Here is a 20,613-nt window from a genome sequence, read left to right as displayed (position 1 = left end):
CATAGCTTGCCTGCGTCGCCGCGCATCACAGGGGTTGTCGCAGCGAGCTGCCCATCAGCGTGGTGTCACTGATTCGACGAGACGATCGAACCGTTGGTCAAGGCCGTCCGCATGGACGCCGCGGTGGCCGCTTCCCTCTTCCGCGCGCTGGGCCCAGGAGTGCCGGAACGCTGCCGGTCTGGGGCGGCGATGCGAGGCTGCCCGCTGCTGGGGTACGGCGCTGCCTACCCAAGGCTGAATGCGACCTCGCGTGGGCAGGGTGAAGTGCAAGTGAGTGCTGGCGCGATCGAAGAACAACCAGGGTACAAAGGCCTGCGGCACCTGGCGGCTCGTTGCAGATGCGGCGGCAAGCTGCTGGAGGGCGTTGTGGATCTCTCGTCCGGCACGGGTTCGCCTACTGTCGTCCCGCTGGACCAGGCCGACCGGTAACGGTGGCGAAGCCAGCGAATCGACCCTGGTGCCACCCGGCCTTGGGGTGCGCCCAAAGCTCGAACGTTGACTCCGGTCCAAAGTGCCATGTGTGAGCCTCGAGTGGGCTCCTGTCAGGACTGTGCGCGGTCACCGATGTAGCGAGTCGTCTCGCATGCCATCTGTGAGATAGCGAATTTGACGCACAGTTTGGTATCGGTACCGGTGTCGAAAGTGTTCCAGGTGTGGCTGAGCGTACTTCCAACCCGGCGCGCCTGCGCTGTGTGAAGACGCTGGTCATTCATGAAGAGGCGGACCTTCCTATGCATCGTACCCCGTGACGGGTTCGTCCAGATCGCCGTCACCGAGTGAGGGTGATGACAGGGGTGAGCCAGGAGCGGATGGCACGTAAGGCCCTGGGCCAGCAAGGCTGTTGGGGCTGGTGACGTTCGGTTAGTCCCCCTCTCTGGCCCCTCTTCGGGGCACGGGTCCGGCGCGGTGGCATCCAGGGGTCCGGGTGGGTCGAACCACTGGTCCCAGCAGAAGGAGAAAGCGCAGTTGACCAGGGTCTGGTGGCGGCGGATGGCGCGGTCGGAGCGGACTTGGAAGTCGGCCCAGCCGAGTTCGTCCTTGATCTGCTTGTAGCTCTGCTCGATCCACGGCCGCAGGCCATAGAGGCGGACGATCTCGGCGAGGTCGGCCGGCGGGTGCGGGCTGGTGGTGGCGTGGGGTGCGTCGGGGTGGGGCAGGTTGGTGGCCAGGTACCAGGTGGCCTTCTCCGGCAGGCCGGCTGGGTCGGTGATGGCCACGACCAGCCGGCAGGGTGAGTCGGGGCCGTAGCCGGCCAGGCGGGCATCAGCGGCCCACCAGGTCTCGGTGTGCCCGTCGCGGAAGTGACCCTCCACGGGCGTCCAGTCTCCGGGTTGCTTGGCATCCTTCCAGGTCAGGGCCTGTGCGGCCGCAACGGGAGTGTGCGGCTGGTCGACCGGAGCCCAGACACCGTTGCGAGGTTTGAGGGCCACCACGTAGGCCAGGCCGGCCTCGCGTAGTGCGAGGTACCAGTCGTCGCTGACTCAGGTAGGCGCAGTCGGCGACCACCGCCCGGCAGCCGAAGCCCGCCGCCTTCCCGCGGACCGCGAGGGCAGCGGCCAGCTGCGGTTTGGTGTGGAAGGCCGGGTCGGACCGGCCGTGGGTGAAGTGGTGGGCGGGGGTGCAGGGAGTCGCGTGCAGCGGGTGGTACACGCGGCCGTCGGTCCACACCGTGGTCACCGTGACGATGCCGTTGTCGGTCTTGCCGTACCGGCCCATCCACTGCCGGCCCACGTGCGCGGTCGCCGTGCCGTCCTTGCGGTCCCCGGAGTCGTCGATCACGATGACCCCGCCCTCGTGCGGAGCCGTCGCCACCTGCTCGCGCAGCAGCTCAAGCCGCCGGCTGTTGACCTGCTCGGCCTCCCAGAGCGACTCGGACAGGAAGAACTGCAGCCGCTGCGCCCCCGCCGTCCTCGCACCCGCCACCGGTTCCGCCCCTGCCAGGTAGGTGATCGTCTTGTTCCGCTCCCGCGGCGCCAGCAACCCGGTCAGGTACTCGCGAAAGCCCCGCTGCTGGGCCAGACTGAAGAAGAGGTCGTCGAACTGGGCCGCGTAGTCCTCCAACGGGCCCGGCGCGGGCGGACACGGACGGCGAGCGGTCATCTTCAGCCTCCAGCACGGAAGTTGACTCCTCCCACCGGCCTACGACCAACCCGACCTGTCGTCAACCCGCACCACCGCCGGATTTAACGAACTACCGGTAGCCGAACTCGCGCACGTGTCATGCCGGGGGCTTCTGCAGCCAGTCTGCTTCGGTGGTCCAGAACATGTGGCGCGCACCGAGGTAGTCGTGGGCGAAGTCCGTGAACCGTTCGCGGGTGTACGGCTTACCGGTCTTGGGGTCCTTGGCGTTGATGTCGGGCTCCTGGACGGCCATCGCGACGAGGGGAAGGGCATCCTTGTATTCGTGGAGGAACTTGTAGGAGTTCTCCATCTGGTACTTCCGGTCCGGCAGGGTGTCCGGTCCTCCGATGCCGATCTTCTTATCCCTGGCGAGGTCGAACATCTCCTTCATGCGCGTGTGGTCGTCGTCATCCGGCAGGAAGTTGATGTACTGGATGAACTGCGTCTTGGTGAAGACCTTCTTGCCGTAGCGCATGTTGTCGATCTCGGCATCGATGTAGGACTTCGAGGTGTACTTGGTCTGATCCTTCTTGGTGTCCACCTCGACTGCGGTCTCCGGAAGGTTCACCCCGGCGAGCTTGCCGTCGAACCTCTCCGCCATCGCCTTCAGCATGGCCTGGAAGTCTGCTCGCACCTCTTTGTTCCACTGCGCGACCATGGCCCCATGGGTGGTGGGGTTGTCAGGGTTCTCATCGACCGTCGGCGCGACCCCGCCCTCGTCCTTCACGTATTGGGGAACGTTGGCGTCCTTCATGGCTACATCGAAGAACCGATCCTGAACCTGGACGAACAGTTTCTTGTGGCGTTCCTGGAGATACTTCAGGGCATTGTCCAGCCGCGACCACTTGTACTCCCCCTTCTTCCCCTCAAGAGCCTTCCAGGGCGCCACCACCTGTACGCCACCGATGTCCGTACGGTCAATCATGGCCTTGACCTTCGGGTCCTTGCCGGACGTGGCATCCTCGAATGCGCCGAGCGACATGTACAGATTGTCCGCCACCTTGCCGTGGGACACCGAGGCGGCGGCCTTGTCGGGGGCGGGAGCCGCGACGGCCACCCCGACGGTGGCCGTCAAGGCCACGGCCGTGAGGACAACAGATCCGACTGCACCACGTTGCATCATCATGAACGAGACGCTAGGGGAACGTTCTAAGTGAAAGATAAGAGTGTCCGTCGCCACTTCCGGTGTCGGCACTCACCACCACCGAATCTGACAGCCAGCCCGTCACGAAGTGGCGGCTTCCTCGCGTATCACCTCCGCCCCTCCACGTCATCACGACTACCGCCAACGTCAACGACATCACCCAGACCCTCCACCTCATCGACAGCATCCCGCCCGTCGCCGGTCGGCCCGGCCGACCGGCGACGGCGCCCCGACTGCGTCCTGGGTGACGTAGCCCTCCTACCGGTCATCGCTGAGTGTCGCCGCCGCCCTTCTCCGGTCGGCGCCCGCTTGGTCACCGAGCGAGCACCGCGCTCATCCCCCGAGCGACGACTGGGACGGGAAGGGATGACCTGGCGTGAGGTCTCACCAGATCTCGATAGTCCCGGACGGAACCGGTCCCCCGCCCACGTAGATACCGCCCCGCTGAGGCCGCGTCCCAGGCGAGCAGGCGCGCCTGGGCCGGATCGGCCCCGTACCGGGCGAACACATCCTCGGGGTCCAGACCACGGGTGAAAGTGACGCACATCCGGGTCGCCGCGCAGTCGAGCGAGCGTGCGTCCGCGCCTGCAGCCATGTTCTGCCTCCGTCGTTCACACCCGGCACCGCCTGCCGAACCGAGTCTTCCGGGCTCCCCGCAGTGAGCGTGGCACGGCGGGGAGCCCGGATCAGGAGGTGGGATCGGTACCGGGCGGGACACCCGGTGGGGTCCTCACACGGTGAACTCGATGCGGAAGGAACCGTCATCCACGATCCACGGCTGAGGGTTGCGGGTTGGGGTGATGGTCAGGGCGGATTGAGGTTGAGCCCGGTCTCGGCGATGAAGCCGTCGAGGAGGTCAACTCTGTACTGCATCTTCTTCAGCCGAGTCCAGGCCGTGTTCGCGAGTTGGTGGGTGGCGCAGGAGGCCAGGTTGGCCAGGGACTTCTTCAGATGCGCCCACACGCCTTCGGCCGGATTCAGGTCCGGTGTGTACGGCGGGAGACGGAAGACCGTCAGCCACGCGCTGCGTGCCCGGAGCAGCTCGCGCATCGCGGTGTCCTTGTGCGAGGTGGCGTTGTCCCAGACGAGGACGACCGGGCCACCGAGCTGCTGATGCGCGGCGTCCAGGAGCATGGCGAGGTTGTCCTCGCGGAAGCCCTTCTTCTCGCCCTTGCGACTGGTATGGGTCAGCATCCGGTAGATCAGCCGCGAGGACGGCCCGCTGGCCCCTTAGAGCGCAACGCCTCCACGCCGCCCTCACGCCACAGCGTATGCCAGGCATACGCGGACTTCCGCGATACCCGTAACTCCTTGGCCACCACCGGCGGGGCCACACCCTGCTCGAACATCCCGGCAGCCTCGAACCGCACCCGCTCCCGCCGGCCCCGCTCCGACCCGGTCAGGCCACCCCCACCTGAATACCTCATCTACCAGACATACAACCAAAGTGACTACACACATCACCCCAACCGGCAATCCTCAGGGGCGAGTCGTCACACGACACGAGCAGCTAAATCAGCACATCGGTCACGTCCGACCAGGACACCTCAACAAGACCCGGTTACGAGCTCTGATGTCACGCCACAGTATCGAGAGGCGCTGGAGACCGACCCCGCGACTTCTCCACGAACCCAGGGCCCATCCCCTGACATCAGGGCATCGGACGCTCGGGTTCCTGCTGAGAACCCTTCAGTTTTGGCAAAACCGCGGGGGGCAGGGGTTGGTGAGGCTCTTCATGCTCGGGTTGCCAAGTATGAGTCCAGAAAGTGCTTTCCATTTGGAAAGTTACTTTGGGTGCAGGAGTGAGTGGATGGACGAGTACCGGGCGGGCATGGACGTTGTGGCTCGTCAGCGCCAGGCCGCGGCTACACGAGTCCGGCTGGGCCGGTGGCTTCCGGTGTTGAGCGCGGCGTCCTGGACGCTCGCGGTCAGCAGTGCGTTCCCAGCGGCCGGTTACCGCCGCTTGGGGATTCCGGACCTACCGTACGGCCAGGTCGGCGGCCTGCTGTTTGTGGCGTTGATCGTGGTGTTCTCCGTGCGCTCTGGGATGAATCGGCGGGATGTGTGGCCCTTCGCGGTGTATCCGTCGCTGCGTCGGCGCTTCTCCTCGTTCGTCCTGGTGTGCCTGGGCAGTGTGGCGACGGTGTTCGGGCTGGGCCAGCTGAACCGTTCATCCAGCGGCGCCGCATGGGCAGCCATCGGGATCGCGGTGGTCACGGGAGGCGTGATCGCGTTCCTCCTGACCTGGATGGCCGCGGGGATCCGTAGCGACATCCTGACGGGGAGCCAGCAGCGGTGACCGACACATCCGACGGGCTGGACCCCGTGATCCATCAGCTACCGAAGCTGTCGATCTGTGCGCTGCTGGCCGCAGGCCCGCAGTGGGTAGAGTTCCGCACGGTCCGGGAGACGACGGGGCTGAGCGATTCGATGGTCTCCAAGCACAGCCGCGCCTTGGAGGACACGGGCTACATCGAGGTCCGCAAGGGTGGGATCGGGCGGCGCCCGCGCACCTGGTTCCGCATTACCCCACTGGGCCAGGCCCGCTACAGCCGACACGTCGCAGCACTGCAGCAGCTACTCCAGCGTGAACCTGACCAGGACACCACCCCGGACGCCTGACTACCGCTGACTACCGCGTACGTGAAAACAGCGATCGTGCGCGAGCCGCGACTGTGCCCACGTTGCGAGGCCCGTCCCCAGGGGTGAGCCTCGCAACGTGGGACCGTGGCCGTGTCAGGTTGCGTTTCGCTCGCGCCAACGTCGCCGGGCGACGAAGAAGACGAACAGCAGGATCATCGGAGACAGGGAGATGGCGGTGGGCACTCCGCCGGGCAACCCCTCACCTACCGGGTACGGCACAGTCAGCGCGGTGATCAGGGGCGTTCCGCACAGGAGGATGCCCAATCCCCAGGCCCACACCGATTTGGCCTTCGGCCACCATTGTTGTGCCTGCACCCATGCCTCGATGGACATGAGCAGCGCAGCCACCGGCCACACGGCAACGGCGGCGACCAGCGGGGAGATTGCGAGACCACGCTGCCCTATCAACTCGCGGATGAAGGACGCACCCGGGTAGGCGAAGACCAGGCACAGCAGGACCGTGAAAGCGCTATATCCGATCGCCTCCCGCACTGTCACCTGCTCACCGTCTCCAGAAGCCCTACCTAGCACTTGCATCCCTCCTTGCCATTGTCGTGTGACCGGTCTTTTGCATGCGTAAGCGTCAGGCGCAGGCGGCGGCAAGGTCGCCAAGGCCGCTTACAGCCATGACGAAGTCGGCGAACTCCTCGCCGGCCTCCGGCGGAACATGGCCGTCCTTCAGGTACCTCCACGCGTACTTGGCGAACTTGGTGTACCCACCGAGTTTCCCGACGATGCGGGCGACCTTGGCGACGGGTATACCGTTCTCCGCCGCGAACTTGGCCGCCGCAACGCCGCAACCCAACCAGTTGGTCCTCGTCGCAACCGAGCCGTTCGAGCCGCTATTCGTGGACAACTTGCCCTTCAGGGCGTTGATGACCTCGGGGTCGTTGAGGTTCTTGTTCTGGAGGTTCTTCGGCAATTGCTGGATGGCCTGTGCGAACCGCTCCAGGGCCTTGATCCCCTCAGCGTCGCCGATCCCCTGTACGGGCGCTGCCGCACGCGGCGCCGCAGAAGCCGGCGCGGCGTTCGCCATCGGTGTCGCGACGCCGAAGGTGACAGCCGCTAGTGCGGAAGCAGCGGCTATCCGCAGGGTATTGCGCTTCATGTATAGACCCCTTGATGCGATGCCGGGGGAAGAGGGCATGGCGGAGTACCGGTGTGAAGCCTGCAAGCAAAGCCGGATCCCCCCAGTCTTCTTCCCCCGTTTTCCATGCCGCCGGCCCTTTTTCGCAGGTCTCGGCCGGTCGGCGCTGCGAAGCTAACACACGATTCTTGGAGCGATCGACGCGATCAACGAGGTAAGCAACACCGCGTCACATTGCCCTTTTTTCACCCCGCTTGGCGTTGTCGCTAAAACGGGCATTGCAGGAGCTATCTCCCTCTTCGTCGCCTTCAGGGTGCTGCGACGAGTTGCGTAGGTTCTACGTCATCACCTGTGCATCGGGTTCGTCGTTGGCGCCGCGGGGTGGGCTTGAAATACTGCGACAGTTGTCGCATAGCGTTGTGATCCATGTCCGTTGACCGTCGCCGTGCAAGCGGCGCAGCCGCGGCTACGCAGGATTCGCAGGTTTTCTTTGCTTCGAGTTCGGTGGCCTGGGCCAATTCTTGGCCGTGCCGGTCTTCGAACGCTCGCACGCTGTTCTGTCGCCATTGACTCGTACTGTGGGATGTTGAACGAGGAGCGTGACCAGGCCCCTATGGGGAATTGAAAGGGAAGCTGTGGCCGACGAAGCGGAAATCCAGGAAAAGACGCAAGAACGGGGTGGATCGGACATACCTTCGGGTGGTGTCATGGGCGTTCCGCCCGCTGTCCGTATCGAGGGCCTGTGGAAGCGGTTCGGTGAGCAGACCGCGGTGCACGGCATCGATCTGACGCTGCCCGCGGGCCATTTCATCGGCCTGGTCGGTCCCAACGGGGCGGGCAAGACCACCACCCTGTCCATGGTGACGGGCCTGCTGCGGCCGGACTCCGGTCTGGTCGAGATCGGCGGGCACGACGTCTGGCAGGACCCGGTGTCCGTGAAGTCCCGGATCGGCGTGCTACCCGAGGGGCTGCGCCTCTTCGAGCGGCTGTCCGGGCGGGAACTCCTCGCCTACATAGGCAGGTTGCGCGGCCTCCCAGGCGACGAGGTGGACAAGCGGGCCGCCCAGCTGCTGGACGTGCTCGACCTGTCAGGCTCGCAACACAAGCTCGTCGTGGACTACTCGACCGGCATGCGCAAGAAGATCGGGCTGGCCGCCGCGCTGCTGCACAATCCGGAGATCCTCTTCCTGGACGAGCCCTTCGAGGGCGTCGACCCGGTCTCTGCGCAGACCATCCGCGGCGTACTGGAGCGCTACACCTCCTCCGGCGCGACAGTGATCTTCTCCAGCCATGTGATGGAGCTGGTCGAGTCGCTGTGCGACTGGGTCGCGGTGATGGCCGCCGGCCGGATCCGCGCGCAGGGCCCGCTGGCCGAGGTGCGCGGCGCCGCACCGTCGTTGCAGGAGGCGTTCCTCGCACTGGTCGGTGTGAACGACCGTGGCGCCGGCCAGCGCCTGGACTGGCTGGGCAGCACCCGATGAGCGCCGACGCCACCGCCACCACCCTCTCGTCGCCGGTCTCCGTCTTCGTACGGCTCAAGCTGACGCTGCTGCGCAACGGCGTGCGCCAGTCGCCGGGGCGCATGGTGGGGTATGTCGCCTCCACGTTCATGGGCCTGGTCGTCGCGGGCCTGGCCGTCGTTGGCTTGATAGCGCTGCGCGGCACTCCGCACGCCGGCGCGCTTGCCGTCCTTCTCATCGGCATCCTCGCCCTGGGCTGGGCGGCGATGCCGTTGTTCTTCTCCACGGGCGACGAGACCCTCGATCCGACCCGGCTGGTGATGCTGCCGCTGCGGCCGCGCCCACTGATCCGCGTACTGCTGGTGGCGTCGCTGGTGGGGATCGGCCCGGTCGTCACGCTCGCTGTGGCGACCGGCGCAGTGTTCGCGGTCGCGGACGGGGTGGGCGCCGCGCTCGTCGGCGTCGCGGCCGTTGTCCTGGTGGTGCTGGTCTGCGTCGCCCTCGCGCGGGCGATCGCCACCGCCTCGGTGCGGCTGCTGACCAGCCGACGGGGCCGTGACCTCGCCGTGCTGGGCGGCCTGTTCATCGCCCTTGGGGCCCAGGGCTTCAACCTGGCAGTGCAACGGCTGGGCCGCCCCGACAGCCTGCCCGTCCTGGAGTCGCTGGGCAACGCACTGCGCTGGATACCGCCGGCCTCCGCGATCAGCGCCGTGGACGACGCCGGGCACGGCGCCTACGGGCGCGCGGCGGCCGGCCTGGCACTGACGGTGCTGGCGCTGGCACTGCTCCTATGGTGGTGGCAGCGCACCCTGACGACCCTGATGACCTCGCCGGACTCCTCCACCCTCCAGGCCATGAAGAAGGACAGCGCACGCCGGACCAGCAGCGGGGAGCGGGGGCTCGCACGGCTACTGCCGCAGGGGCGCACGGGCACGGTCATGCTGCGTACGCTGCGCTACGCCTGGCGCGACCCGAAGTCGAAGATGTCCTGGTCGATGTCGCTCGGCTTCGGACTGCTGATGCCGGTCCTCTGGTCCGTCCAGGGCAACCGCAGCATCTACACCGCTTTGTGGGCGGCCGGGATGCTCGGTTCGCAGATGTTCAACCAGTTCGGGCAGGACACCTCGGCGTTCTGGATGGTGGCCCAGACGATCTCCACCGCGCGCGACGCCTACGAGGAGCTGCGGGCCCGTGCGCTGGCCGTGGCGCTGGTGGCCGTCCCGTACGTCACGCTGGTCACCGTCGCCGCCGCGGCCCTCATGGGCCCGTGGTCGGCCTTCCCGGAGGTCTACGGGCTCGCGCTGGCCCTGTTCGGCGCGCTGGTGGCCACGGGCGCGATGGCCTCGGTGCTGGCCCCGTACTCGATTCCCTCCGAAGGCAAGAAGAACGCGGCCGCCGGCCAGGGCCCGCTCTCCTGGGGCGGCTTCTTCGCCGGAGTGCTGGTCGCCGGCGGGCTGATCTCGCCGCTGCTGGCGCTGACCATCGGGCTCCATATGACAGACCTGCACGGCCTGTTGTGGACCGTACTGCCCGCCGGCGCCGTCTACGGGCTCTGCGTCGCGGCCCTCGGCCTACGCCTGACGGCCCCCCGGGCTGCCGAACGCCTGCCGGAGATCCTGGCGGCAGTCAGCAAGGACTGAGGCACAGCAACCACCGCTGTCCCGGGATCAGCGACGTATCGAAGTCCCCCGGCACCATCCTGCCGGGGGACTTCGACCCAAGAAGCTGGCCCTACCCGGTAGGTGAGGGGCTGCCCGGCGGAGTGCCCACGGCCATCTCCCTGTCTCCGATGATCCTGCGGTTCGTCTTCTTCGTCGCCCGGCGACGTTGGCGCGAGCGACAAGCAAGCTGACACGGCCACGGTCCCACGTTGCGAGGCCCACCCCTGGGGACGGGCCTCGCGACGTGGGGGCATGAGGCTCCGGGGCCACGCCGCACCCACCTCCACGATCTTCACCGCTTCAAACTCGGTCGGGTTGCACCGGGCGACGACACCATGTCCGCGCGCAGCCCGGTGTCGGTGACCGGGCAACCGTGCTCGGCGATCGGCAGAAGGGCTGGTGAGGCCGTGTCAGTACAACCTGGTGACAGTTCCGGGCCGCGGCCGCCCGCTATGACAAGCACGGCTACGCCTGTCCGGCCCGGTCACCGCAGCCGCACTGCTTATCTGGCTCTGCTCATGATCGAGGAGACATGGCCTGGATGGTGACGATCGGTCCGCCGACCGCCACCGCGATCGCATAGGCGCTCAGCAGCCGGCCCGCGCTGGCCACCGAGACATGCAGGTCACCGGAGACATTGAGCAGCAGACCGATGAGGGCGAACTCCGCGGAGCACACGGCGAACACCGACAGCGACAGTGCCGCCAGTGCCGCGATAGGGAATGCCGAGCGCGACGGCTCGACGGCCGCCAACCCGCCGGCCCGTACCGTACATCGCGGTCGGCTTGTGGCATCGATGAGGCCGACAAAGCTGTACCTCCTTGCCCGGTTCCGCGGATGAAGACACGCAGCAAGCCAGGCGCCGTTATCTATATATGTCATATGCGTCATGAGTCGAATCGACCTATGGCTAGCTCTAGCCCTATGCTGTCCGACCATGTCAAGCATGTTGGGTCTCGCCGTCCTGGGCTTCCTCTACGAAGAGCCCCTTCACGGCTATGAGTTGCGCACCCGCATCTCTCGGCTAACCGGTCACGTACGAGCGATCAGCCACGGCACCCTGTATCCGGCCATCAAGCGCATGGAGAAGGCCGATCTGTTGGTTCGTGAGTCGCAGCCGGGAGCCGGGGCCGCCCCCGGCATATGCTGAGCCTCACCGATCGGGGCAAACAGGCACTGCTGGAAGAGCTCCGCACGCCCGATGCCCCCTTCATCACCGACGAGAACCGCTGGTTCACGCTCCTCGCCTTCCTGCGCCACCTGCCGGACCAGGAGACACAGGCAGACGTGCTGCGCCGGCGCCTCGCCTTCCTCCGGGAACCGAGCAGCTTCTTCTACAGCGGGGACCGTCCCCTGGGCATCAAGGACGTCGACGACCCCTTCCGACGAGGCGTCCTCACCATCGCCAAGGCCACCTCCCAGGCCGAACTCGCCTGGCTGGAAGAGACCATCGAGACCCTGAGCCCCCACTAGACGAAACAGGAGAGACTCCGTGCGAGCCATGACCCACGACGAATGGCACTCATTCGTCCTCACCGGAACCCGCACCGGCAAACTGGCCACCAACCGCAAGGACGGCCGCCCACACGTCACCCCCGTGTGGTTCCTCCTCGACGACGAGGCCGATGGCCAGGTGGTCTTCACCACCTGGCACAAGTCATTGAAGTACCAGGCACTGCGCCGCGAACCGCGCTTCTCCCTGTGCGTCGACGACCAGGAACCGCCCTACAGCTACGTCATGCTGGAGTGCACAGCCGAACTCACCGACAACCCCGGCGAGTTGCTCTCCTGGGCAACCCGCATCGGAGCGCGCTACATGGGACACGACCACGCTGAAGCCTACGGACGACGTAACTCCGAGCCAGGTGAGTACCTGGTGCGCGCCACCGTCGACCGTGCCATCGCCTTCCACGGCATCGCAGACTGACCCCCTGGCCCCGCCGCCCCGAAGCAGCCGCCCTCCTGGCCGCACTCGCCGACCCCGACCGCGACTTCGACGCCATCGTCATCGGCTCCAGCGAACGTGCCTTCCACGGCAACCAGTTCACCGTCCTGGCGCCGCTCTTCGACCACTACAAGATCCCCGTGTGGATCCCTGAGCTGGGTGGCGCCGCCGATCCGCAGACCACCGGCCACGAGGAGCTCATGGTGCCGCTCGGCATCCTGGCCAAGCGCGAGGTCGCCCGCCCCCGCATGCGCACCCTCACCTCGATGACCGTCCAAGCCCGCGGCCAAGGCCGCTACCTCGGCGGCCGCCCACCCTACGGCTACCGGCTCGCAGATGCCGGCCCACACCCCAACCGGGGCCTGGCCCGACGCGGCGTACGCGCTCACCGCCTCGTCCCCGACCCCACCACCGGCCCCATTATCACCTGGATCTTCTCCGGCACTGGTCAGCGATGCAGACTTCGTCGCCGTCCAGAACATCCGCGCCCCGCGGGAAACCGCCCCCGGCCGCGAATACCTTCTCGCCGGCCTACTGCACTGCGCCCTGTGCCAGCGCCAGATGGACTCCTGCTGGTCCCACCAACGCCCCGCCTACCACTGCCGCCACGGCCACACCACCGCCACCAGCACCGACCGCCCCCGCAACACCGCGTACGCGAAGACCGCATCCTGCCCCACCTGCCCGCCCTCGCAATCAGACTCAGCCTGACGGACGCCAGTGCAACCAGCACCTCGCCAGCCGACCTCGTCACCCGCCTCCGGACAGCAAAGATCACACTGACCTACGACCCGAAAGGAAAGACCCTCACCGCCAGCACCCCCACCGCAGAAAGGATCTCATCGGCTGACAGCCACCGACCGACGCCTCACCCCATCCGCCCCGAACGAAAGCAGGCCAGACACGACAAACGCCCGCTCCCGGCCGAAGGCCAAGAACGGGCACCGATGGCCGCTGCCTGAAAACCAAGCAGCGTGTGCCAAGAGTGTGTCCGAAACCATACCCACATGCTGGTGATGCGGGGCGAGCTGCGGCTGCCGTAGATGCAGATCAAGTTGAGAAAGCGCAGGCTTGTCCTGACGATGACGGTGCCGTCGGACCTGCCTCGCCGCTTCGCGGGAGGCCGTTCCACCGCGATCGACGTAGAGGTGAGAACCCCTCCCCGTATTGAGTGGCGGCCAACCTACGGTCAGCGGTACTCGCCTGCTGCGCGAGCCTCTGGGCCCCGTAGCCAGACGTTCTCCTCGCTCGGCAGCAGCGCGTTTGGCCTGAGTCCAGCGGAGGAACATTGATCGCGGGGGATGAGTTCCCGGTGGGGGCGGAGTGGTGAACGGGAGGGGCGGTGCGGCAGGGTAGCCAGTATTCAGCGGCGCGGGAGAGTTTGCGAGACGGGGCATCGGTGCTGGCCCGGCTGGCCGAGGAGCGGTCCGGTCAAGTGCAGTCGGTGGCCAAGGTGTTGGCCTCCTCGTCAGGGCGGCTTCTGCTGACCGGGGTCGGCAAGTCGGCGACGGTGGCACGCGGCGTCGCGGAGCTGTTCGCGGCCTCGGGGACGCCGGCGTATTTCCTGCATCCCACTGAGGCCCTCCATGGCGACCTCGGCATGGTCGCACCCGGCGACGAGGTGGTCGTGGTGTCCTGGTCTGGGCAGACGGGCGAAGTGCTGAGGTTGCTACCGCATCTCGCGCGCCGGCCGGCGCGGACCACGGCCCTGGTGGGCGACGGTGGCTCACCGCTGGCACACGCAAGCGATCTGGTGCTGTCAGCCGAGTGCCCCATCGAGCAGTCTGTGGGGCCACCCACCACGGCGACGCTCGCCCTCACGGCCCTTGGGCACGCCCTGGTGCTCAGCGTGTTCGAGGCCAAATCCCATCCCACCGATCTCGTGGTGGACCTTCACCCGGCCACGTGGGAGCGGGCACTGTGACCGTCGTCGTCATTCCGGCTCGAGCCGGCTCCACGCGGTTTCCCGGCAAGGCCACCGCACCACTCAGGGGCCGCCCTGTCGTGCAATGGACCCACCAGGCCGCAACGCAGGCGCGCCGGGTCACGAGGGTGGTCGTGGCCACGGATTGCGACGGCATCGCCGAGGTGTGCCAGGGCTTCGGTGCCGAGGTGATGGTCTCCAGGGAACTCCTCGCTACCGGGACGGACCGTACCGCCGCGGTGGCAGCGCACCTGGACGCAGAGTGTGCGGTCAACCTCCAGGCCGACGAACCGTTCATCTCCCCCGACGTCATCGACCGGGTGATCGAGGCGGTGGAGGCCGGGCACCCGGTGGCCACTGCCGCGGGCCCCCTGGATGAGGCGTGCGGGACTGATCCGCATCAGGTCACCGTCCTGACCGACCAGGCCGACCGTGCTCTGTACTTCTCCCGCGCAGCCGTACCCCACCCGTGGTCCGGCGGGCATTTCGATGAGTTGCGCGGCAGCGGCCGGGCCGCCAAGCACCTGGGGATCTACGGTTTCACCCGGGAGGCGCTGGCGCGCATTGCCGCCGCCCCGCCCGGGGTTCTGGAACGGGTCGAGGGGCTGGAGCAGCTGCGCTTCCTCGAACTGGGCCTGCCGGTCACCGTGGTGCCCTCCCCGCAAGCCCCCATCAGCATCAACGTCCCGTCCGACCTGGCCGCTGCTGAAGCGGCCGCCGAAGCCCTGGCACGCGAGAGGGGGGCGCCGTGACGGAGCTGGCTGCGCTGCGCCGGTGCACGATCGCCGGCATCGAGCTGGGTAACGACCTGCCGGCGGCAATCCTGGGCGGGGTCAACGTCCTGGAGGACGTGGACACCAGTCTGCGGGTGGGCGAGGTGTTCCGCACCGCGGCCGAGGAACTGGGCATGCCGTACGTCTTCAAGGCATCCTTTGACAAGGCCAACCGCTCCGCACCGCACAGCTACCGCGGCCCCGGCCTCGACGACGGCCTGGCGATGCTGGCGCGAGTCAAACAGGAACTGGCCGTACCGGTCATCACCGATGTGCACACCGCGGAGCAGTGCTCCCCGGTCGCGGAGGTCGCAGACCTGCTCCAGGTCCCCGCCTTCCTGGTGCGACAGACCGACCTGGTCCACGCGGCCGCGGCAACCGGGCGGCCCGTGCATCTGAAGAAGATGCAGATGATGGCACCCGAGGAGATGCGCACGGCCGCCGACAAGTGTGCTCGGGCGGGGGCGGTAGGCGTGGTGCTGTGCGAGCGTGGCACCTCATTCGGCTACCACAACCTGGTCGTCGACACCGTTGGTCTGGCCCACATGCGCGAATTCGGCCCTCCCGTCACCCTCGACATCACTCACGCCCTCCAGCTCCCCGGCCATCTGGGCACCGCGACCGGCGGCCGCGGCAGATACGCAGCGTCCTTGGCCCGGGCCGGGACCGCCATCGGGCTGGCCGGCCTGTTCGTCGAAGCACACCCCGACCCGGCACACGCCCCCTGCGACGGCCCTTCGGCAACCCCTCTGGCAGACGTCCCCGCGATCCTGCGCCAGATCAGGCAAGTAGACGAGCTGGTCAAGGAGCACGGCTGGCATTCCGTGGTGCGGGAATAGCCGCTCTTCCCACTGGCCAGGAACCGGCCATGAGCACCTTGCCGGGCGCACTGCCTGGGCCGGTACCCCCGCCGTCGGGCCCGGATTGCGCAACGTGTCCAGAGGCTGTGCGGCCAGCAGCTCCGTCACGTCGTCGGGCGCGGCGTCCGGGGCCTGCTGCTGGAAGCGTTCCATCAGCTCTGGGCGGTGCCGCTGTCGGGGCCGGTGGTCCGGGCCCGGATGGGCCGGGGCCCGATGACCTCCGCCCTGGTCGGCACGGCGTTCCTCGGCTTCGGCGAGCGCGCGGCAGAGGGAGGCGACGGACGGATGCTTGCCCGCGTTCTTGCCGGTTTTGATGGTCAGCTTCGTCGCGATCCCGGGGACGGGGACGCCGCGGTCCTTCAGGGCGCGGGCGAACAGGAGCGAGTCCTCGTCGATGCCCTTCGGCCGACCGCCGTGGTTGGCCTTCGCGGCGAAGCACATGCGGGCCGAGAAGCGGGTGGCTGATCAGAGGAGCTGACGACCGTCGATGGGTCCGGGTGCGGCAGAGCGGTCGGCAGGGGGGCAGCCGTGGCGGGCCCGGCACCGACGGCAAGCCCCGAGACGGCCGTCGCGGCGGCGAGCGCCGTCACCGGAAGTCGGCGTCTCCCCCAGGCGGGGCAGCGGAAACGGCCAGCGGACAACGGCGCGGTGCGCTGCGGCACGAGAACTCCTCGGACCAAGGGGAGTCCAGGGTGCGCCCGAGAATGCGAAACCCCTCAAGAACGTCGTCGTCCGGCGATCGGCGCACACCTCGGTAGCAGCCGTGAAACCCCATGCGGCAATGCGCACTTGGAGATCCACCAGCGCGGCGGCCTGTTCAAGCAGCGCGACCGGAGGGCCGGCCGGGGCGTGCCGGGATGTCGCGCTCGCCGTCGTACCGGGTATCTCCGCGTACCTTTCACCCTGCGACGGCGACGTTCCCGCCGGGCCTCCCACGGCAGCACAGCGTGGTCGACCGCTGCGGGTTACGGAAGGCGTCACTCCGTGACCGGTGGTGCGGAACATCGCCGGGATGGCCCCTTACACCCGCCCTCACACAGATGGGACGTTCTGTCCGGCCGACCAACAGTTCAGCGGAGAACCGGGGACGACCACCATGGCTTTCGTCGACGACGAGGACACCATCACCGAGCGGGCGGCGCAGCGCTGGGCCACCGCCCAGCCGCCGCGATTGGCCAAGATCAAGGCCGCGTTGGTACGACACCTGCACGCGTTCGCCCGCAAGGTCCGGATCACCGAGGCGGAGTTGGCGGATGCGTTTGCCTGGCCGGCGGCCGTCGGGCACGCCGGTGACGGCAAGCGTCAGAAGTTTGCCCTCGCCTCCGATCTCCTGGGGCTGAGCACGCTCGTCGTCCAGCTGAACAATCGCTTGCAGGACGGTGGCACCCCGCCCACGCTGCTGGGCCCTTCCACATGGTGGTTCTCCCGAAGTCCCTCACGGCCACGACGTGTCCGACGGCCTCCCGGCAGACCCTCGTTCATCACCGGCACCGTGACCGACACCCAGGGCTGCCCGGTTCCCGACGCGGTGCTGGACGTCTGGCACGCCGATAGCGACGGCAAGTACGAGGCCCGGATCGCCGGGGCAGACGGGGCTCCCACCCCCCAAGCGTGGGGACACCGTTCACGGGTCCGTGGAAGGGCGGACTGACTGGATGATGAGTGAGCGGAGTTCTTCCACGGCGCGGGTGCGTGCGCCGGCCAGTTCGGGTGAGGGCAGCGCGGCGGCGGTGACGGGGACGGACCGCGGGGTCTGGCTGAAGTGCTCGTCGATCGCCGTGACCATCCGAGCGTGGCTGCCCCACTCACCGCCGATAACGATCATCTGGGGGTCGGCGAGGGAGACGGCCGCGGCGAGGACGCCGCCGATCGCGCGGACGAGGGCGGCGCGGGTAAGCCGATGACAATGAGCAGCCGCGGGGCACGCCGCGCCGATGTCGAGGGACTGTTCGTGGGTCCCAAGCCACTACCGAGTGAGGCCTTCGCACTGTTCCCATGCCTCTGTGACAGAGCAAAGGGTCACGCGAAGGCCGCTCGTCTGCCCCTGGAACTGGACGAATGCCGATCAAGTTCGAGGTGTCATTCGACGCCTGGGTAGCCCGGTTTCAGGCCGTCGCATCCGTCTCGCGGCGCAAGTATCGACGAGGGCCTCAGGGGCTTGCCTGCTCCGTCGGCGCGTGAGCCACCCAGTCCACGATCTGCACGGCCGCTCCCGCGGCCTCCAGGCCCCGGCAGTGTGCGTGGTGCCTGCGGGCAATGCCGTCGAGGTCGAGGTGGGTACCGAAGGCGGAGTGGGCTGCCAGTCGGCGCGCGTACGCCCAGAGCCGTGGGTGGTCGGCGATGCGGTGGACGGCGGTGGCGTCCAGGTGCCAGCGGTGCACGGTGTCCAGTTGCACCAGGGTCACCCACAACTGTACGTCTGCTGCGGTGAGTTCGTCGCCCAGCAGGTGTTGCCGGTGGGTCAGGCGGTGCTCTACCGAGTGCAGCGCACCGAGCAGGGTGTCCAGGGCCGTTTCGTGGTCCGCTCTGTCGGTGCCGGGCTGCCCGGCGCGCTGCGCGGCTTCGGTGATGTCCCGCTCGCAGAGCCGGGCGATGGCCGCGATCTCCTCGTCGGCGCCGTGCGGGTACAGCACGGGGCCGCTGCCGCCGAACCGGTCGCTGAGGTCCAGCAGGATGTCTGGGGTGTGCGTGCTGACGATGCGGCCCGTCCATCCGTCGCTGAGCACCGGTGCCGCGGCCGGTCCGGGGTGCTGGTGCGAGCTGGCCTCGTAAAGGGGGCGCAGTGCCGAGTGTCCGCCGTCGGGGTGGTCGGGCACGGCGGGCAGAAGTGTCACAGGGAGGATGCCGTCGAGGCCCAGGAGGCTGTGGGTGATGGCGATCCGCAGACAGTACGGACAGGACAGCGACAGGTGCAGGCGGTAGCGGTGCGGTACGGCGTAGTGGCCGCTGCGCACATCGCGGCCGATCCTGCCGCGGAAGGTGGGCGTGAGCACGGCTGTCGAGGGTGTGGCGGACATACGTCTCCCTGAGTCCGGGTTTCGGTTCCGATACGCGGGTTCTGGTGGGGGTTCTGGTGCGCGGGTTTTCCTGCGCGGGCTTACGGCAGGGACAGGGCGCGCAACGAAGACGTGTCGCGCAGGCCGGGATGCGGGACGAATGGTGTGTGGTGCGCTCGTCCGGGGTGCGCTACCGCCTCAGTGGAGAGGATGTGCCGCGCTGCAGACGCGCAGCAGATCGATGTGGCGGCGGGAAGTCAGAAGGGCGGGGAGGGGGAGCGGCTGAACCGTGCAGAATGCACGGTCGGTGACCAGCCCTGAACGCCCCATGATTTCCTGCCCGTTCGACAGACTCGTTCGACAGAATTCTTCCCCGAGTGTCGAGCCGCTGGCGAGCTCCCGTCAAGGGTCCGTCCCGTGCTTCAAGCGGGAGCCTCACATACGGAGAGGCCTCGTTGACACGGGGAGGGAGAGCGTTGAAGGGCGCCGCCCTGCTCGCGAGGGGGGGGACAAGCAGGACGGCGCCGGGTCGGCCCGTCGCAGTGCGGACAGAGGCAGCCGCAGTGCGGACGGGCAGTCGCTGGATCAGGCGTCCGCGGCGTTCCCGGCCGCTGCGGCACTCTCGACTTCCGCCACGTCCCCGTCGGTGGAGGCGCCGGAGGTGGTCCCGCCTGTGACGGCCGGGTGGTGGGACACGCAGTCAGCAACGAGACAGGCCATGCCGAAGCTCAGGCCGGCGGCTGCCCGGCTGGAGTGCCTGATCACCAACTTTACTGGCGGGACTGAGCGGCCGGAGCCAGCACGAGTCGGCGCGAGTCGGCGTGCCTGCCGCTCGGCGCCAGGAGCCGGGCCGCGACCGGCTCATCGGCGTTGCCACTCTTCTGCGAGGAGTTGGTAGGAACGCACCCGGTCGGCGTGGTCGTGGGTGATGGTGGTGATGAGCAGCTCGTCGGCGCCGGTGGCCTCCTGCAGTTGTTCGAGCTGGCCGGCGACGCGTCCCGGGGAGCCGACGAACTGGGTGTCGACACGGTCCGCGACCAATGCCCGGTCCGCCTCGGTCCAGGTGTGGGCGCGGGCCTGCTCCGGTGTCGGGAAGGGGATGGCGCCCTCGGCGGTGCGGATGCTGCGGACCCACGGGCCGTAGCCGGTGGCCAGTTCGCGGGCGGTCTCGTCGTCCTCGGCGACGACGACATCGGCGGAGACACTGACGTAGGGCTTGTCGAGGTGGTCGGACGGCTGGAACGCGGCGCGGTAGCCCTCGGCTGCCTCCAGCACGGTGGCCGGGCTGACGTGGTAGTTGGCGGCGAAGCGCAGGCCGTTGCGGCCCGCGACGTCGGCGCTCTGTCCGCCGCTGCTGCCGAGGATCCATACCTGCACGTCGGCGCCCTCACCGGGGACGGCGTGTGCTTCGGTCCCGTCCGTTGAGCGGTAGTCACCGCGCAGGAGGGCGAGGATGTCGTCGACCTGCTCACCGTAGTCCTGGGGGCGGGCGTCGGGCTGGTGCAGGAGCTGCTGCTGGAGCAGGAAGCGGGGAGAGCCGGTCAGGTGCTCGGGGGAGAATCGTGGCGGGATCTTCAGCCCGTTGGGAGTGCGACCGTCGATGACAGGGGTCGTGGTGGGCCGGGGGGCTGTTGTCCGCCCCGTGGGACGTCCGCCCGAGCGGCCGAGGCCCAGGTCGAGTCGCCCGGGGTGCAGGGCGTCGATCAGGCCGAACTCCTCGACGGTGGACAGGGCGGTGCGGTGGCCGAGCTGTACGGCCCCGGAGCCGATTCTGATCGTGGAGGTCGCGGAGGCGGTCAGGGCCAGCACGACGGCGGGAGAGGTCCCGGCGACGCCCGGGTTGAGGTGGTGCTCGGCGAACCAGTAACGGGTGTAGCCGAAATGCTCGGCCTGCTGGGCGAGATCGATGGTGTTGCGCAGCGCCTCGGCGGCGGTGGAGCCGGACGGGATCGGGACGAGATCGAGGATTCCGAGAGGGATGCCGGTCATGGTCGGGTGT

The 20,613-nt window shown here is 68.1% G+C and carries 21 protein-coding genes and 1 pseudogene; 11 read left to right on the top strand and 11 right to left on the bottom strand.

The window, feature by feature from the left end:
• Positions 1–542: 542 nt before the first annotated feature.
• The 5 genes from ACFY12_RS08925 to ACFY12_RS08905 all read right to left on the bottom strand — a co-directional run bounded on the left by ACFY12_RS08925 (position 543) and on the right by ACFY12_RS08905 (position 4,614).
• Positions 543–1,313 (bottom strand): hypothetical protein, encoded by a 771-nt coding sequence (locus ACFY12_RS08925; RefSeq protein WP_390715038.1) that lies wholly within the window; start codon positions 1,311–1,313, stop codon positions 543–545.
• The gene (locus tag ACFY12_RS08920) at positions 1,264–2,100 is read right to left on the bottom strand and encodes a transposase (RefSeq protein WP_390715037.1); all 837 of its coding nucleotides are present in this window, start codon (positions 2,098–2,100) and stop codon (positions 1,264–1,266) included. Before ACFY12_RS08920 ends, ACFY12_RS08925 begins: the two co-directional genes overlap by 50 nt.
• 118 nt (positions 2,101–2,218) lie before the next feature.
• The gene (locus ACFY12_RS08915) at positions 2,219–3,202 is read right to left on the bottom strand and encodes a hypothetical protein (RefSeq protein ID WP_390715036.1); all 984 of its coding nucleotides are present in this window, start codon (positions 3,200–3,202) and stop codon (positions 2,219–2,221) included.
• Positions 3,203–4,069: 867 nt separating this feature from the next.
• Positions 4,070–4,459, bottom strand: coding sequence for a transposase (locus tag ACFY12_RS08910; protein ID WP_390715035.1), 390 nt, complete (start codon positions 4,457–4,459; stop codon positions 4,070–4,072).
• Between the two features lie 8 nt (positions 4,460–4,467).
• Positions 4,468–4,614, bottom strand: coding sequence for a helix-turn-helix domain-containing protein (locus tag ACFY12_RS08905; protein ID WP_390715092.1), 147 nt, complete (start codon positions 4,612–4,614; stop codon positions 4,468–4,470).
• 461 nt (positions 4,615–5,075) lie between these two features.
• On the opposite strand from ACFY12_RS08905, the gene ACFY12_RS08900 reads away from it, so the two are divergent.
• Complete coding sequence (locus ACFY12_RS08900; protein WP_390715034.1) at positions 5,076–5,564, top strand: hypothetical protein; 489 nt, start codon at positions 5,076–5,078, stop codon at positions 5,562–5,564.
• Complete coding sequence (locus tag ACFY12_RS08895; protein WP_390715033.1) at positions 5,561–5,887, top strand: winged helix-turn-helix domain-containing protein; 327 nt, start codon at positions 5,561–5,563, stop codon at positions 5,885–5,887. The genes ACFY12_RS08900 and ACFY12_RS08895 overlap by 4 nt, the downstream gene beginning before the upstream one ends.
• 114 nt (positions 5,888–6,001) lie before the next feature.
• On the opposite strand, the gene ACFY12_RS08890 is transcribed toward ACFY12_RS08895, so the two are convergent.
• Both ACFY12_RS08890 and ACFY12_RS08885 read right to left on the bottom strand, forming a co-directional pair.
• Positions 6,002–6,406: a hypothetical protein gene (locus ACFY12_RS08890; protein WP_390715032.1), complete on the bottom strand. Its 405-nt coding sequence runs from the start codon at positions 6,404–6,406 to the stop codon at positions 6,002–6,004.
• A gap of 85 nt (positions 6,407–6,491) precedes the next feature.
• Complete coding sequence (locus ACFY12_RS08885; RefSeq protein WP_390715031.1) at positions 6,492–7,016, bottom strand: hypothetical protein; 525 nt, start codon at positions 7,014–7,016, stop codon at positions 6,492–6,494.
• Between the two features lie 686 nt (positions 7,017–7,702).
• On the opposite strand from ACFY12_RS08885, the gene ACFY12_RS08880 reads away from it, so the two are divergent.
• Positions 7,703–8,476, top strand: a complete 774-nt coding sequence (locus ACFY12_RS08880; protein WP_390715030.1) for an ABC transporter ATP-binding protein — start codon at positions 7,703–7,705, stop codon at positions 8,474–8,476.
• Positions 8,473–10,095: a transporter gene (locus ACFY12_RS08875; RefSeq protein WP_390715029.1), complete on the top strand. Its 1,623-nt coding sequence runs from the start codon at positions 8,473–8,475 to the stop codon at positions 10,093–10,095. Before ACFY12_RS08880 ends, ACFY12_RS08875 begins: the two co-directional genes overlap by 4 nt.
• Positions 10,096–10,632: 537 nt before the next feature.
• Here ACFY12_RS08875 and ACFY12_RS08870 read toward each other — a convergent pair.
• Entirely contained in the window at positions 10,633–10,869 is a 237-nt protein-coding gene (locus tag ACFY12_RS08870) for a hypothetical protein (protein WP_390715028.1), read from the bottom strand.
• 193 nt (positions 10,870–11,062) lie between these two features.
• Between ACFY12_RS08870 and ACFY12_RS08865 the strand changes: the two are divergent.
• The 7 genes and pseudogenes from ACFY12_RS08865 to ACFY12_RS08835 all read left to right on the top strand — a co-directional run bounded on the left by ACFY12_RS08865 (position 11,063) and on the right by ACFY12_RS08835 (position 17,269).
• A pseudogene (locus ACFY12_RS08865) lies at positions 11,063–11,589 on the top strand (PadR family transcriptional regulator).
• Positions 11,590–11,617: 28 nt separating this feature from the next.
• Positions 11,618–12,043, top strand: a complete 426-nt coding sequence (locus ACFY12_RS08860) for a PPOX class F420-dependent oxidoreductase (protein WP_390715091.1) — start codon at positions 11,618–11,620, stop codon at positions 12,041–12,043.
• Positions 12,044–13,460: 1,417 nt separating this feature from the next.
• Positions 13,461–13,985 (top strand): SIS domain-containing protein, encoded by a 525-nt coding sequence (locus ACFY12_RS08855; RefSeq protein WP_390715027.1) that lies wholly within the window; start codon positions 13,461–13,463, stop codon positions 13,983–13,985.
• Positions 13,967–14,737 (top strand): 3-deoxy-manno-octulosonate cytidylyltransferase, encoded by a 771-nt coding sequence (locus ACFY12_RS08850; RefSeq protein WP_390715026.1) that lies wholly within the window; start codon positions 13,967–13,969, stop codon positions 14,735–14,737. Before ACFY12_RS08855 ends, ACFY12_RS08850 begins: the two co-directional genes overlap by 19 nt.
• Positions 14,738–14,742: 5 nt before the next feature.
• The gene (gene kdsA / locus ACFY12_RS08845) at positions 14,743–15,597 is read left to right on the top strand and encodes a 3-deoxy-8-phosphooctulonate synthase (protein ID WP_390715090.1); all 855 of its coding nucleotides are present in this window, start codon (positions 14,743–14,745) and stop codon (positions 15,595–15,597) included.
• 234 nt (positions 15,598–15,831) lie between these two features.
• Complete coding sequence (locus tag ACFY12_RS08840) at positions 15,832–16,083, top strand: hypothetical protein (protein WP_390715025.1); 252 nt, start codon at positions 15,832–15,834, stop codon at positions 16,081–16,083.
• Between the two features lie 631 nt (positions 16,084–16,714).
• Positions 16,715–17,269 (top strand): dioxygenase, encoded by a 555-nt coding sequence (locus ACFY12_RS08835; protein ID WP_390715024.1) that lies wholly within the window; start codon positions 16,715–16,717, stop codon positions 17,267–17,269.
• Here ACFY12_RS08835 and ACFY12_RS08830 read toward each other — a convergent pair.
• The 3 genes from ACFY12_RS08830 to ACFY12_RS08820 form a co-directional block, all read right to left on the bottom strand.
• Positions 17,243–17,443 carry a hypothetical protein gene (locus ACFY12_RS08830; protein ID WP_390715023.1) on the bottom strand — a complete coding sequence of 67 codons (201 nt, stop codon included), beginning with the start codon at positions 17,441–17,443 and terminating at the stop codon, positions 17,243–17,245. The genes ACFY12_RS08835 and ACFY12_RS08830 overlap by 27 nt on opposite strands.
• Positions 17,444–17,768: 325 nt before the next feature.
• A complete protein-coding gene (locus ACFY12_RS08825; protein ID WP_390715022.1) occupies positions 17,769–18,635 on the bottom strand; it encodes a glutathione S-transferase C-terminal domain-containing protein in 867 nt (288 codons plus the stop codon).
• 840 nt (positions 18,636–19,475) lie between these two features.
• Entirely contained in the window at positions 19,476–20,603 is a 1,128-nt protein-coding gene (locus ACFY12_RS08820) for an MsnO8 family LLM class oxidoreductase (protein ID WP_390715021.1), read from the bottom strand.
• Positions 20,604–20,613: the final 10 nt, after the last annotated feature.

This window comes from Streptomyces sp. NPDC001339 (assembly GCF_042895955.1).
Classification (GTDB): domain Bacteria; phylum Actinomycetota; class Actinomycetes; order Streptomycetales; family Streptomycetaceae; genus Streptomyces.
This window is presented reverse-complemented; position numbering and strand designations above follow the sequence as displayed.

What these genes read in the sequence shown, in the direction of transcription:
- ACFY12_RS08835 (WP_390715024.1), top strand. Translation starts at nt 16,715, where the DNA reads ATGGCTTTCGTCGACGACGAGGACACCATCACCGAGCGGGCGGCGCAG.
- ACFY12_RS08860 (WP_390715091.1), top strand. Translation starts at nt 11,618, where the DNA reads ATGACCCACGACGAATGGCACTCATTCGTCCTCACCGGAACCCGCACC.
- ACFY12_RS08920 (WP_390715037.1), bottom strand. Translation starts at nt 2,100, where the DNA reads ATGACCGCTCGCCGTCCGTGTCCGCCCGCGCCGGGCCCGTTGGAGGAC.
- ACFY12_RS08900 (WP_390715034.1), top strand. Translation starts at nt 5,076, where the DNA reads ATGGACGAGTACCGGGCGGGCATGGACGTTGTGGCTCGTCAGCGCCAG.
- ACFY12_RS08905 (WP_390715092.1), bottom strand. Translation starts at nt 4,614, where the DNA reads ATGTTCGAGCAGGGTGTGGCCCCGCCGGTGGTGGCCAAGGAGTTACGG.
- ACFY12_RS08825 (WP_390715022.1), bottom strand. Translation starts at nt 18,635, where the DNA reads ATGTCCGCCACACCCTCGACAGCCGTGCTCACGCCCACCTTCCGCGGC.
- ACFY12_RS08830 (WP_390715023.1), bottom strand. Translation starts at nt 17,443, where the DNA reads ATGATCGTTATCGGCGGTGAGTGGGGCAGCCACGCTCGGATGGTCACG.
- ACFY12_RS08910 (WP_390715035.1), bottom strand. Translation starts at nt 4,459, where the DNA reads ATGCTGACCCATACCAGTCGCAAGGGCGAGAAGAAGGGCTTCCGCGAG.
- ACFY12_RS08875 (WP_390715029.1), top strand. Translation starts at nt 8,473, where the DNA reads ATGAGCGCCGACGCCACCGCCACCACCCTCTCGTCGCCGGTCTCCGTC.
- ACFY12_RS08820 (WP_390715021.1), bottom strand. Translation starts at nt 20,603, where the DNA reads ATGACCGGCATCCCTCTCGGAATCCTCGATCTCGTCCCGATCCCGTCC.
- ACFY12_RS08840 (WP_390715025.1), top strand. Translation starts at nt 15,832, where the DNA reads ATGACCTCCGCCCTGGTCGGCACGGCGTTCCTCGGCTTCGGCGAGCGC.
- ACFY12_RS08880 (WP_390715030.1), top strand. Translation starts at nt 7,703, where the DNA reads ATGGGCGTTCCGCCCGCTGTCCGTATCGAGGGCCTGTGGAAGCGGTTC.
- ACFY12_RS08885 (WP_390715031.1), bottom strand. Translation starts at nt 7,016, where the DNA reads ATGAAGCGCAATACCCTGCGGATAGCCGCTGCTTCCGCACTAGCGGCT.